Source organism: Streptomyces sp. NBC_00178 (assembly GCF_036206005.1).
Classification (GTDB): domain Bacteria; phylum Actinomycetota; class Actinomycetes; order Streptomycetales; family Streptomycetaceae; genus Streptomyces.
This window is the reverse complement of the sequence record NZ_CP108143.1, coordinates 421,018-434,177: the sequence shown is the minus strand read 5'-3', so window position 1 is coordinate 434,177 and position 13,160 is coordinate 421,018. Positions and strand designations below refer to the sequence as shown.

Sequence of the window (13,160 nt, the reverse complement as noted above, 5' to 3'; positions counted from 1 at the left end):
GCTGAGCTGCACTGTTGATGGGGAATCGAACCCCCGCGTTGCTCCTCACGCGCCAGGAGTGAGCCGGAATCCGCCGGCCCGCGGTTCGTGCACGCCTCCGAAACGACTACCTGCTCCACATCGACAGGTCCTGCGCGGACCGGTCAGTCCCGCAGGTCCACCTCCCAGTTCGTCCGCTGGATGCGTACGTCGATCTCCCGGATGTCCCGCGCGAGCGCGTCCGCCCGGCTCCGCAGCTCCGCGACTGGAAGCGCCGAAAGCATCATCAGCTCGGACCGGAGCTGCCGTCCGTAGCCGCGCTCGCTCGTACCCGCCGCCGCATCGGCCGCCGCGGTCACGACCGAGTGGCGCAGCCGCAGCACGTCGCGCCGTGCCAGCGCGTCGGTGAGCGTGCCGTCCGCGCCCATGTCCACGGCGGAATTGGTCCGGTTGATGCGGGCCATCAGCGTCTCCAGGGTGTCCAGCACCTCGCCGGCCTCCGCCAGCAGCAGAGTCGCGTCCTCGGCGGGCGTCTCGCCCTCCTGGTACCGCGCACTGCCGACGACGCGTGAGCGCAACTGCTCCACGCGACGCATGGCTTCGGCCCGTTCCGCCAGTGCCTCAGCGAGCTTCACTACCGTTCATCCCCGTCCCACCCGACAACCCGGTCGAGTATACGGATCCGGACGAGGGCGACAGCGGGAAGGGACGGACGACATCTGGCGGCGGGCAGGGCTTCATCTGGCGGACACGGGCACGTCAGAGGCCCGCACCAAGATCGCGAACGTAAGTGAACCTGAGCCAGGAGGCCCCATGTTTCGCCGGACCCTGTCCGTCATCGCCGCTGTCGTAGCGCTCGCCGCCACCGGAGCTGCCGGTCAGGCCTCGGCCGCCGACGGCGCCTCGGCCGCCCACATCACCGGCCCCCGCCTGCTGGACGTCATGTCCTTCAACATCCACCATGCCCAGGGCACCGATGACGCGCTCGACCTCGAACGGATCGCCGCCGTCGTCCGCCGGAGCGGCGCCGACGTGGTGGGCCTGCAGGAGGTCGACAACCACTACTCGGCGCGCAGCGAATGGGCCGACCAGCCCGCCGAACTCGCCGCGATGCTCGGCTACCACGTGGTGTTCGGCGCCAACATCGACAACGCCCCGCCCGCCCCGGGTGGTCATCGCGTGCAGTACGGAACCGCGATCCTCTCCCGGTACCCCATCACCGCGTCGGACAACACCTGGCTCTACAGGACGCCCGGTCAGGAGCAGCGCGGACTGCTGCACGCGACCATCGACGTCCGCGGCAAGAAGGTGGAGTTCTACAACACCCACCTGTCCGCCAGTTCGCAGACCGACCGCCTGCAGCAGACCGCGCAGGTCGTCGACATGATCGGCACGAAGAAGCCCGGAATCCTCGTCGGTGACTTCAACGCCCTGCCGACCGCGCCGGAGTCGCAGCCGCTCCAGAAGGCCTACACCGACGCGTGGGCCACGTCCCTGCACGGACGTGGTGACGGCGCCACCTACCCGGCCGAGGCCCCGACCGAGCGGATCGACGTCGTCTACACGACCCGCGGCGTCACACCGCTCGTGACACGTGTCGCGGGGGCCGAGCCGACCGCGTCCGACCACCTGCCGCTGCTCAGCAAGGTCCTCGTCACCTCCTGACCGCCGGCCGGGCAGCACACGATTCCGCCGTCCGCCCGCCGCGCGCCATCGGTCCCGCGACGTGCGCGGCGGACGGGGGTCCGGGGCGCCGGGCGCGTACCCCGCCCTGAGCGATGGCCGGGCCCCGCGCTGTCCTCGCCGCGCACAGGCGGGAGCGGTGGCGCGGACGCCCCGCGTGGCGTCCGTCGCGGGCGCGGCGCAGACTGACGGGGTGAACGGGAGCCCGGAAAGGCCGCAGGCGGCGGGTGAGTACGTGGACCTGCCCGGTGTCAGGACGTGGTACGAGACCGAGGGGAGCGGCGATCCGCTGCTCCTGCTCCACGGCGGGTTCTGCACCAACGACACGTGGGGAGCGCAGCGCGCCGACCTCGCTGCGGAGTTCCGGCTCTTCCTCCCCGAGCGACGCGCGCACGGGCACACCCCCGATGTCGCGGGACCGCTCACCTACCAGGACATGGCCGACGACACGGTGGCCTTCCTGGAGGGAGTCGTCGGGGGACCGGCGCACCTGGTGGGCTGGAGCGACGGCGGTGTCGTCGCGCTGCTCGTCGCCATGGAGCGGCCCGACCTGGTCCGCAAGGTGGTGGCGATCGGCGCCAACGTCCGGCCCGCCGCGGAGAGCTTCGTCGAACCGTCCATGCTCGACGCGATGACGCCCGATGGTGACGACCTCGAGTTCTTCCGGGAGATGTACGCACCCGTCACTCCGGACGGGCCGGAGCACTGGCCGGTGGTCGCGGCGAAGGTGATCGAGATGTGGCGGACCCAGCCGACGCTCACCGCCGCGGACCTCGCCCGGATCGAGGCATCCGTCCTGGTCATGGTCGGCGACGACGACATGATGACCCTGGAGCACACGATCGCCCTGTACCAGGCGGTCACCGGGTCCGAACTCGCAGTAGTGCCCGGCGCCTCCCACCTGGTGCCGCTGGAGAAGTCCGCCCTGGTCAACCGGCTGATCCTGGAGCACCTCGCGCAGGACGGGGTCGAGACCATGCTGCCCATCAGGCGTGCGGCGCGACCGGGGGAGGCGGACGGCGGAGCGGTGGGCTGACCGTGTGCGCGCGCCGGAGTGGGCGTGCGACCGGGCGGGAGGCGCGGCACGCGTCGCGCGGAGCGCTCCGGGTACGCGAAGGGCGACACCGGCTCGCAGACGAGCTGCCACGCAACGACAGGAGGCACGACATGACCGACCGCAGGCCCTCCGGAACCGCCTACACCGGGGCCGAGGCCAGTCCGCCGCCGGTTCCCGCCGACATGCCCGACCAGCAGGCACAGGAGGGCGAGGACGCTCTCGACGTGATCGTCCCACCCGGCACCGAGCGTCCCCGAGGCCAGTCGGACACCGGGACCGGCGCCGATGACGCCGCACCGGAGGAGGACGGCCCCGACCTCGACGAGGCCGGCTCGGGGCGTGACGCGGCGCGCAACGCGGGTGTGCACCCCGAACACCCCACCCCGGACGAATCGACGGGTTGAGTCCGGCGCCCGGTGCCGCCCGGGGCCGCCCGGCGTGACCAGGCGCGGCAGGGTCTACGTGGGTACGGAGGGGACAGTGTCCCCGGGCCTCACCTATAGCCCATGGGGAAGATCGTTCGGCTGAAGCCCCATGGAGCCCTCCGCCGCGAGGCGACCGCCCTCCGGACCCGCATCCCCGTTCGCCCCGGTCGGCCCCCGCCGCCCGGGGCCTTCGCATGCCCGGGCGTCCGCCGCCCGGCGGCGTCCGGGTTCCGTGTACGCCGGCGGTCCGGAGGCGCTCGTCCGCCGTCCGGACGTCTTCGTGGTTTAGCCCGAGATCCTCAGGTCAGACGGTGGGCGAAGATGTTGTCGAATATGGCGGGATGTGAGTTTCATGGCTGCGGACGAGAAGACTCAGGCGAAGAGCGAGCAGGCCAAGGGCAAGATCAAGAAGACCGTGGGCGGGGCGGTGGGCAACGAGTCGCTGACGGCCGAAGGCCGCGCCGAGGAGTCCAAGGGCGACCTCCGCGAGGCCAAGGAGAAGGCCAAGGACGCGTTCAAGTCCAAGTGACGTCTCTCCCCACCGATCCCGGCGGCCGGACCTCCCCCTGGCCGCCGGGATCAGCCCTGTCCAGCCCGTAGGGGTGGTTCACGTCCGCCGGGCCCCCGGCCGGAGCACGCCGCGGAAAGCCCCAGCGGAGGCGCCGGGATGCTTGCCCCCGCGACCCGGCATCGTGGGAAACCGGGCGCGTCGACATACGGCCGGCCGGACCACCCGGAGCGGCGGTGGCGCCTATCCCTCGTCGTCGCCGGAGACGCCGGCCTCGACGCCGTCGCGACCGGCGACGGAGGAACCGGATTCGGGTGAGCCGGACGCATCCTGCGTCCCGTCGGCGGCCGCGGGTTCACCATCGGTGACCCCAGACGCGCCGTGCCCCTCCTGGGTGGTGAGCGGAAGCGACGGTGCGGTCGAATCGCCGCCGAAGAGGGACAGCACGATGGACGCCGCGAAGGCCGCGCAGACGGCGGCGATCAGCCACCCCACCTTGCGCAGCGTCTTGCTCCGGCGGCCGCTCTCGTCGACGAACACCGGGCCGTCCTGCCCGTCCGCCGGGTGCGCGCGAGCAACCGGTCCCGAGAGCTGACGCAGGACGCCGCGCAGTTGCATGGTCACCTCATGGCGTTCATGGCTCTGTCCGGCCCGGGTGTCTTCCTGCCTGTTCTCCATGGCTGTACGCACGTCCCCCAACGGACTGGACCGGAGCGCACACGGAAGGCCCCGGCGGAATCGGTGATTCGAGAGCCGAACCCCGTCCCCGCCCGTGTTCTTCGCTCCGGAGAATGAATGTAGCGCACGATGTTGACGATGAGATCCTCGCGCCGATGCGTGAGATCCGCAGGTAGCGCACCCTGCGACGCGTATCGGTCGTGACGCCGGTTCCGGGCCGGCCCTTCGAGGCGGGCACGGGCCGGTCGGGGGCGCAGGGTGGGGGAGGACCGGACTCAGCCGTCCGGCAGCCGCATCGGCTCGTGCCGCTGCGGGCCCCCTCCACGAGTTGCGCAGGGACGGAACGGCGCGTCGGGTACGCGGGGGTGGCCGGCCGTGCGGGTCCGTGTGTCATGAGAGGGCGTGGAAAGGACGAGTGGTGTGGGCGCGGAGGGTCGTCCGATACGGCGGTCGGCTGTGCGGGCCGGCAACCAGCTGTTGAGGGGGCGTCAGTTGCCGGTTCGTGCGTCCCGATTCCGATGCGATGTCGTCGGCGGTCGAACCGGCCGGATGGAGTCGACGGCGGCGTTTGGTCCGGCGGGCTGCCGTGCGTACCCGTATCCGGCCGCGTGGGATCTCCCGTCCGCAGTGGGCGGGGTGACGACAGGTGAGTTCGGTGACCGGCCTGTCGGGAACGGGCTTGACGGCCACGGCGAGGCGATGGAATCCGGTGGGCGACGACGGGCGTGCGCGAACCTCTGAATGCCGGGCCGGGCCGAGATGCGACTGGTTGCGCTCAGCGGGTTAATGGGCACATGAAGCTCAAACTCGAACTCATCGTACTGCCGGTCTCCGACGTGGACCGGGCCAAGGAATTCTACGAGAAAGCGGGCTTTCGTCTGGATCTCGCGAAGGACATCACGGATGGGTACCGCGTCGTCCATATGACTCCTCCCGACTCCGAATGCGCGATCATCTTCGGTGAAGGGCTCACGACGGCGGCCCCGGGTTCGTCCCAGGGGCTTTACCTCGTCGTGACGGACATCGTGGAATCCCGCACCGAACTCGTCGACCGCGGGATCGACGTGAGCGAGGTGTTCCACGATGCGAAGGGCCTCTACTTCCATGGCCACGACGCCGGAAAGATAGTGCACGACGTCCCGGGCCAGGGCCGCGAGGGTGGCCCGCACCCCGATCGGGCGAGCTACGGCTCGTACGCCACGTTCGGTGATCCGGACGGGAACGGTTGGGTGCTCCAGGAGATCACGCAGCGCTTCCCGGGCCGTTGAACCTCTGCGTCGTCGCCCGCGTCCCGTACCGGACACGCGCTCCCGGGAGGATGGTGAACCGCCCCCGGTGAGCCACGTACGACAGGCATGCGCGCAGCGTCGCCGGGAGGGGGCGACGGTCGGGGGGAACACGTGAAGCACCCGTGAATACCCTGTGGACGCACTGTCGGTGGCGCCGCTTATGCTGCACCCCGATGATCACGCGGGACCAGGGGAGGGTGCGGCATGTTCGGCAAGCTGTTCGACAGGACCGGGGAGAGGCCGCCGACGGATCCGCATGCCCTTCCCGTCCCCCGCAGACACAAGAACGGGATGTACACACTGCGCGCGCTCGGCGACGCGCGGGTGCTGGCCCTGCTGGAGGCGGCCGACGAGGGTGACTGGGCGGCGGTCAAGGCCGCGCTGGCTCCTTTCGACATCGGTCACGACCAGCCGGTCCTGGGCGAACTCGCCACCTGGGAAGGCCTGCAGGACTGGATAGGCCGTGCCGCCGACGAGGACAAGGACCACCGCGCGACGGCCCTCCTGATATCCGGTGCGCGCCACGTCAGCTGGGGGTGGGAGGCACGCACGGCCGCCCGCGCCGTGAACGTCACGCGGGACCAGTGGCGGGTGTTCCACGAGCGTCTCCACATCGCCGAACAGCATCTGTTCGAGGCCGCGGAGCTGCGCCCAGACTGGGTGACACCGTGGCGCCATCTGCTCACCTCCGGCCGTGGCATGTCGCTGGGCCTCGCGGTCAACGAGACCCGGCTCGACGCCGCGATGCGCCGCGACCCGCTGAACCTGGACATCCATGTGGAATGGCTCCAGCAGTTGCAGCCGCGCTGGGGCGGCGAGCCCGGTCAGGGCATGGAGTTCGCCCGTGACGCGATAGCCCGTACCCCGCATGGGCACCGCCTGGGCTGCGTGATGGCCATGGCGCACATCGAGGACTGGGTGGAGTCGGACAACCAGGAGTGCCTGGAGACTCCCCGCATCCAGGCGGAGTTGAGGGAAGCGGCGGAGCACAGCATCCTCCACCCCGACTACGAGCGGCGCCCCGGCTGGCAGCAGGACTTCAACATGTTCGGCATGGCGCTGTCCCTCGCCGACGAGCGCCACGCGGCCAAGCGGATCTTCCGGGCGCTCGACGGCGCCTACACCAGCTGGCCCTGGACCTACATGGCGGAGGCCGAGCAGCAGTTCGCCCGGCACTCCCGCCGTCGCGGCTGAGCCGACCCCGCACGCGCCGCCGCGGCCGAGCCACCCCCCGTACGCGCCGCCCCGTACGCGCCCCCGTCCCGCCCACCGGCACCTGCCACCTCTCCCACCCCGGACTGCCCGATGACTCTGCCCGACACCGCCACACACCCGGCCGCCGCCGACCACACCTTCCAGGTGGATCTGCGCGGCCTCGTCGACCTCCTCTCCCACCACCTCTACTCAAGCCCGCGGGTCTATCTCCGCGAACTCCTGCAGAACGCGGTCGACGCACTGACCGCGCGGCACGGGATCGAGCCCGACGCACCCGCGGACGCCTTCGCGATCCGCATGTACGCCGACGGAGCCGTGGTCCGTGTCGAGGACGACGGCGTCGGCCTCACCGAGGCCGACGTGCACACCTTCCTCGCCACGATCGGCCGCAGCAGCAAGCGCGCCGAGCGGATCGCGGAACAACGGGGCGACTTCATCGGCCAGTTCGGAATCGGGCTGCTCTCGTGCTTCCTGGTCGCGGACGAGATCCACGTCGTGAGCCGCTCGGCCCGCACCCCCGACGCACCCGCCGTGGAGTGGCGGGGACGGGGCGACGGCAGCTACACCATCCGCACCCTGCCCGCGTCCGCCCGCCCCCGGCCCGGCACCACGGTCACGCTGACCCCGCGGGCCGACGCGGAGGAGTGGACCCGACCGGCGAAGGTGCACGCCCTGGCCGGGCACTTCGGTGCCCTGCTGCGCCACCCGGTGACCTTCGACGACGGCGCGGGCGGCCCCGGCGTCCCCGTCAATCCCGAGCCCGCCCCGTGGGGGCGTACGTACCCGACGCCGGGAACGCGAGCCCGCGCACTCGCCGCGTACGGCGAGGAGGTCTTCGGCTTCACGCCGTTGGACACCATCGATCTCGATCTGCCCGCGGTCGGCCTCAAGGGCATCGCGTGCGTGCTGCCCGAGGCGGTGCCGGCCGGGCGCCGGCACGGCCACCGCGTGCACGTCAAAGGCATGCTGCTGTCCGAACAGGCCGAGGAGATCCTGCCCGAGTGGGCCTTCTTCGTCCGGTGCGTCGTGGACGCCGAGAGCCTGCGCCCGACCGCCTCCCGGGAGTCCTTGTACGAGGACGACACACTCGCCGCCGTACGCGACGCCCTGGCCGAGCGGCTTCGCGCCTGGATCGCCCGGGCGGCGGCCAGTGACCCGGACCTGCTCACGCGCTTCCTCCAGGCCCATCACCTGGCCGTCAAGTCGCTCGCGGTGCACGACAACGAGATCATGCGGATGCTGCTGCCGTGGCTGCCGTTCGAGACCACGGACGGGCACACCACCCTGGACGCCTTCGCCCGCGCCCACCGCACCGTCCTCGTGACGTCGAGCGTGGAGGAGTTCCGGCAGGTCGCGGCGATCGCTTCGGCCGCCGGGCTCGGCGTGGTCAACGGCGGCTACACCTACGACCGCGAACTGGTCCACCGGCTTCCCGAGATCAGGCCGGAGGTCAGCGTCGCCGACCTCGATCCGGCGACCCTCACGGCCCACCTCGACCCCGTGGACCGGGAGACGGAACTGGCCGCCGCGGCCTATCTCGCCCTGGCCCGCGAGGCGCTCGCCGTCTTCGACTGCGACGTCGCCCTGCGCACCTTCCAGCCCGCGTCCGCGCCCGCCCTCCTCATGGACAGCCGGGAAGCGCGGCACGAACGCACACGCTCACAGCTCGCCCGTGAACAGGACGGCGGTCTGTGGGGCGACATCCTCGGCGCCCTGCGTCAGGAGGCCCCGCGAGCACAGCTGATCCTCAACCAGCTCAACCCGCTGGTCCGCACCGCCGTGGCCATCGACGCGCCCGAGCTGGCGCGCACCAGCGCCGAAGCACTCTACGGGCAGGCCGCACTGCTGTCCCGGCGCCCGCTGAGGCCCTCCGAATCGAGCCTCATCAACCGCTCCTTCCTCGACCTCCTCGCCCACGCCCTCCGCAAGGACAGCTGACGATGCCGACCGCACCCCAGACCACCGACGAGCTGTACCAGGCACTCCAGGAGAACGACCGGCTCCCGTACGGGCGCACACGCACTGTCACTGCCGAGGAACTCGTCGACGCCGCCGAGCGGTTCGACGAGCCGGTGCCGCTCGTGCACGCCCTCCTCGAGCTTCAGGAGGCGTACACCTACGGCTCCGAGCCCCGGAAGTCGCCTGTCGTCTTCGCCCGTCTGCTCACCCTCTTCGACGAGCAGCCCGACGTCTTCGACGAACGCCTGCGGCACACCCTGTTCTGGCGGTTCAAGTGGGTGGCCAACGCCCTGCGCCAGCTCCCCGAGATTCCGCTGGTCAGCCTGCGCCAGTGGCTGACGGAGATGCGCGAACGGTACGAGAAGGCGGGCTTCGGCCTCCAGCCCTACTACGGGCAGGCCTACCAGCTCGCCGCCCACGCGGGCGAGGACACCACCCTCGCCTACGAGCTGTGGGCGGGCCGGGCCCGCACCCCGCTCAGCGACTGCGAGGCGTGCGAGATCTGCGAGCGGGCCCGTTTCCACCTCGCCGCCGGGGACGACGAGCGGGCGCTGCGCGCCTGGGAACCCGTCCTGGACGGCCAGGAATCCTGCCAGGAGGAGCCCGCCCGCTCCGTCTCGTACGCGCTGCTGCCCCTCCTGCGGACCGGCGCGACCGACCGGGCCCGCGAACTGCACCTCGCCGGCTACCGGCGCTGCCGCCGCAACCCCTCGATGGCCGGCGATGTCGGCCGCCACCTGGAGTTCTGCGCGCTGACGGGGAACGAGGCGCGCGGACTGGAACTGCTGGCCGAGAACCGCAGCCTGCTCGACGACGTCGACTCCCCGCTCGACCTGGCCGACTTCCTCACCGGTGTGGAAGTCCTCCTGCAGCGCGTCGAGAACCTCGGCCACGGCGATCTGCCCGCCGCCGGATTCGCCGGCCGCACCTGGACCGTGACCGGACTGCGCGCCGAGGTGTGCGACCGTGCCGACGCCCTCGTCGCCCGGTTCGACGCCCGGAACGAGACCACCGCGCACACCGACCGCCGGAGGGCACGCCTCGACCGCGCGCCGCTCACCGACGCGCTGGAACTCACCCTGCGCACCCGGAGCCTCGACGAGACCGCCGCAGAGGCACCCGCCGCCGCGCCGGCGGCCCGTACGGCCGCACCCCTCCCCGAAGCCCTGACCGAACTCATCGCCCGGGCAAGGGCGCTGGACGAGCAGGGCCACCCGGAGGCGCAGGCCTGCTGGGCGCGCCTGCGCACCCTCACCGCCGCCCGGGACTACGCCCACCCGGACGATCCCGCCGTCGGCCCGCTCGTACGCCTGCGCGCCGACCTGCTGGCCGACGAGGCGAACCGGGCCGGGGAGAGGGACGAGTACGCCGAATCAGCCGACCTGCACGCCGAGGCCGCAGGACTGTACGAGGATGCGGGGATGCCCGGTGAGGCGGCCGTCGCGCACGCCTGCGCCCTGCTCTCCGCGGCGGAGGTGCCCGTGGAGGGCCCCGACGGTGCGCGGACGAAGGCCGCCGCGCTGACCACGGCCCACGAGCGCGTCGTACGTCTCCACGAGGAGGCCGTCGGCCTCGCTCCCTACCAGGAGGCACGCCTGCTGCGGCTGCGGGCGACCGCCCTCGGCCTGCGGCTCCAGACGACGGGGAGCGACGAGCACGTCACGCCGGTGTTCGCGGAGGTTGACCTGCTCCACGCCTTCGCCACCCGGCACGACATCGTCAGCCAGATCTCCGGCGCCCTGATGCTGCGGGCCAGCACCCATGCCATCTCCGGTGCCCTGCCGGCCGCGGTGGCCGAGATCGACGCGTTGCAGCACCGGCTCAGGACGCACGGGCCCGCATGGCACCTGCCCCGCACGCTCGGACTGCGCGGCCGTCTCCAGCTCGGACTCCGCGACGCCTCCGCAGCCCACGCGGACCTGTCCGAAGGGCTGCGGCTGGCCGCCGAATGGCCGCTCGACGTCATCGACACCGGGCGCCTCCACGCCGATCTCGCCGAGACGTGCATGCACCTGGGACGCCCCGAGGAGGCCCTGCGCCACCTCACCCGGTCGGCGGAGGCGGAACTGCGCCGCGGCAGCCGCACCGACGCGTACTGCGCGTACAGCAACGCGGCCCAGCTCAGTCTCGACCTGGGCCGGGTCGAGGACTGCATCGCCCTGCTCGACTCCCTCCTGACCGAGCCGGACGTCGCCGCCGGCGAGCTGGACGACCGGCTCGCCGCCCAGCTCCGGCTCACCCGCGCCCGCGCGTTGCACGCGGGCGAGGACCTCAAGGCCGCCGTCGTGGAGTTCGTCGCCCTGGCCGCCGAGTCGGCGGGCTGGGACGACGACCCGGGGAGCCATGCCATGATCGCGGCGGAGACGGCGGTGCTCCTCGGCGAGACCGGTGAGTTCGACCGGGCCGCCGAGGTCGCCGCGCAGGCGATCGCCGCCCACGCCAAGGCTCCGCGCTACGAACCCGTCAGCAACAGCCTGCGCGAGATCGCGCGGCTCCAGGCCCAGCACCAGGGCCCCGACGGCCTGGAGCCGGCACTCGAACGTCTCGCCGACGCGGGCAGGATCGCCGACGAGGCCCGCGCCGCGGAGTACGAGGCACACGGCCGCTCCCTGGACACCGCCCTGGCCTACGAACACGGGCGGGTCTACGCCTACACGGGCGAGTACGAGAAGGCCCTGACCGCCCTGGACAAGGCACTCGCCCTGATCGGCGACCCCGGCGGGGACGAGGACCGTGCGGGCGAGTGGGCCGAGTGCGTCCGTCTCGCGGGAGCCGTGGAGGGCATCTACCTGGAACGGCCCGCCCCCGCGCTCACCCGCCTGGACGCGGCCGTCGCCCGGCTGACCGCCTCGGGCCACACCGAGGAGACCGAGCCGCTGACCGCCCTGTCGGCGCGCCTGCGCGACGAGAAGTGACACGGTGCGCGGCGCCGGACCGGGACTGCGCCCGGTCCGGCGCCGCGCGGCGGACGCGGCGCTGCGGCCGCCCTCAGAAGCAGTCGCAGCCCGTGCCGTAGAACACCAGGAAACCCGCGAGACCGGCGGCGACGGCAAAGCCGACGGTGCCCGCCGCCGCGACGCCTCGCCTCGCCCGGCTTCTCCCGGGTTCGCGGAACGTGTTCCAGCCTCCATGGGCCAGGAGGAGACTCAGCAGACCGGCGCCCGCGATCGTCGAGACGGGGCTGAGCGACCAGCTCCGGACGACGGCCGGCACCAACGCCGCGAGGACGGCACAGGCGAGCACACCGAGCACCACCTCGGCGACGGCCTCGCCGACCGTCTCGCGCAAGAAGGCGCCGACGCCCCTGACCACCTCGCGGACCTTCACAGAGCTGCTCCGCCCTCGTGCACGACACCCCGCCGACACGGGGCCCTGGTGCATAGGACCCGGTCTGGGCCCGGTTGGTTGCCGTACCCCTTCGGGCCCCGGCAGGAGACCCGGGGAGGTGCACAGGCGGTTCGCGCCGATGCCTCGCCGGGCCGTCGCGCGCCGTCGTAGGTTGAGCGGATGACGACGACCACCGCATCACAGGAAGCCTTCCTGCGGGCCTTCCACGCCGAGCACCCGGCGGTCACCGCCGCGGCGTTCGCTCGTGGCCGTGGCCCGGACGGGAGGTCGAGCTACGAGATCCTGTGCGACCGGGTCACCGGCAGCAGCCGCGTCCTGGACCTGGGGTGCGGGGACGGGCTGCTGCTCGAACACCTGGCCGCGAGCCAGGAGCGGCACCTCGCCGGGGTGGACCTCTCGCCGGAATCGGTGGCGCTGGCCCGCCGGCGGCCCGCCCTCTCCGGGGCGAGGCTGGAGCAGGGGAGGGCCCAGCAACTTCCGTTCGCCGACGGCAGCTTCGACGCCTGCGTCTCGCACATGGCGCTGATGCTGATGGCCGACATCGAGCAGGTCGCGGCGGAGGTCGCCCGGGTGCTGTCGCCCGGCGGAGTGCTGGCCTGCGTGCTGGGTGGCGGCGCGGTCGGGGGCGAGGCGTACGAGCTGTTCAGCGGGTCGGTGCGGTCCGCGCTCGACGAGGTGCCGTCGGCACGGCGCGTCCCGGCACTCGGGGACGGAAGAACGCGCTCCCGCGAGGGACTCGACGAGGTCCTCGGGAGCGCGGGCTTCGGCGCGACTGACTGGGAGACCGTACGTATCGACCTGAGCGGCACCGCCGAGCAGGTGTGGGGATCCCTGTCCGGCATGTACGACCTCGGTCCGCTGGACCGCGCCACCGTGGCGGCCCTGAGGAGGGGCTTCCTCGCGGGCACGGCGGGCACGGCCGACGGGGACGGGCACATCGCGTGCGCCTTCAGGATCCACGTGGCGGCGGCGCGCCTGCCCTGAAAAGCCACAGACCGGCAGGGGCGGTCCCGGACCCG

Annotated in this window: 12 protein-coding genes; 9 read left to right on the top strand and 3 right to left on the bottom strand. The window is 72.4% G+C overall.

The window, feature by feature from the left end:
- Positions 1–143: 143 nt before the first annotated feature.
- The gene (locus OHT61_RS01700) at positions 144–614 is read right to left on the bottom strand and encodes a DIP1984 family protein (RefSeq protein WP_329034362.1); all 471 of its coding nucleotides are present in this window, start codon (positions 612–614) and stop codon (positions 144–146) included.
- A 178-nt stretch (positions 615–792) separates the two neighbouring features.
- Between OHT61_RS01700 and OHT61_RS01695 the strand changes: the two genes are divergently transcribed.
- The 4 genes from OHT61_RS01695 to OHT61_RS01680 all read left to right on the top strand — a co-directional run bounded on the left by OHT61_RS01695 (position 793) and on the right by OHT61_RS01680 (position 3,673).
- Complete coding sequence (locus tag OHT61_RS01695) at positions 793–1,644, top strand: endonuclease/exonuclease/phosphatase family protein (RefSeq protein WP_329034360.1); 852 nt, start codon at positions 793–795, stop codon at positions 1,642–1,644.
- Between the two features lie 211 nt (positions 1,645–1,855).
- Positions 1,856–2,698 carry an alpha/beta fold hydrolase gene (locus OHT61_RS01690; RefSeq protein WP_329034358.1) on the top strand — a complete coding sequence of 281 codons (843 nt, stop codon included), beginning with the start codon at positions 1,856–1,858 and terminating at the stop codon, positions 2,696–2,698.
- A gap of 131 nt (positions 2,699–2,829) precedes the next feature.
- Positions 2,830–3,123, top strand: a complete 294-nt coding sequence (locus OHT61_RS01685; RefSeq protein WP_329034357.1) for a hypothetical protein — start codon at positions 2,830–2,832, stop codon at positions 3,121–3,123.
- A 373-nt stretch (positions 3,124–3,496) separates the two neighbouring features.
- Positions 3,497–3,673, top strand: coding sequence for a CsbD family protein (locus tag OHT61_RS01680; protein ID WP_329034355.1), 177 nt, complete (start codon positions 3,497–3,499; stop codon positions 3,671–3,673).
- A gap of 222 nt (positions 3,674–3,895) precedes the next feature.
- Here OHT61_RS01680 and OHT61_RS01675 read toward each other — a convergent pair whose 3' ends face one another.
- Positions 3,896–4,330 carry a hypothetical protein gene (locus OHT61_RS01675; RefSeq protein WP_329034353.1) on the bottom strand — a complete coding sequence of 145 codons (435 nt, stop codon included), beginning with the start codon at positions 4,328–4,330 and terminating at the stop codon, positions 3,896–3,898.
- 794 nt (positions 4,331–5,124) lie between these two features.
- Between OHT61_RS01675 and OHT61_RS01670 the strand changes: the two genes are divergently transcribed.
- From OHT61_RS01670 to OHT61_RS01655, 4 genes are all read left to right on the top strand, one after another.
- A complete protein-coding gene (locus OHT61_RS01670) occupies positions 5,125–5,598 on the top strand; it encodes a VOC family protein (protein WP_329034351.1) in 474 nt (157 codons plus the stop codon).
- 225 nt (positions 5,599–5,823) lie between these two features.
- Positions 5,824–6,813: a hypothetical protein gene (locus OHT61_RS01665; RefSeq protein WP_329034349.1), complete on the top strand. Its 990-nt coding sequence runs from the start codon at positions 5,824–5,826 to the stop codon at positions 6,811–6,813.
- 111 nt (positions 6,814–6,924) lie between these two features.
- Complete coding sequence (locus tag OHT61_RS01660; protein ID WP_329034347.1) at positions 6,925–8,772, top strand: HSP90 family protein; 1,848 nt, start codon at positions 6,925–6,927, stop codon at positions 8,770–8,772.
- 2 nt (positions 8,773–8,774) lie between these two features.
- Positions 8,775–11,708, top strand: coding sequence for a hypothetical protein (locus OHT61_RS01655; RefSeq protein ID WP_329034345.1), 2,934 nt, complete (start codon positions 8,775–8,777; stop codon positions 11,706–11,708).
- Between the two features lie 73 nt (positions 11,709–11,781).
- Here OHT61_RS01655 and OHT61_RS01650 read toward each other — a convergent pair whose 3' ends face one another.
- Positions 11,782–12,120, bottom strand: a complete 339-nt coding sequence (locus OHT61_RS01650; protein WP_329034343.1) for a lysine transporter LysE — start codon at positions 12,118–12,120, stop codon at positions 11,782–11,784.
- Between the two features lie 180 nt (positions 12,121–12,300).
- Between OHT61_RS01650 and OHT61_RS01645 the strand changes: the two genes are divergently transcribed.
- Entirely contained in the window at positions 12,301–13,125 is an 825-nt protein-coding gene (locus tag OHT61_RS01645; RefSeq protein WP_329034341.1) for a class I SAM-dependent methyltransferase, read from the top strand.
- Positions 13,126–13,160 lie beyond the last annotated feature (35 nt).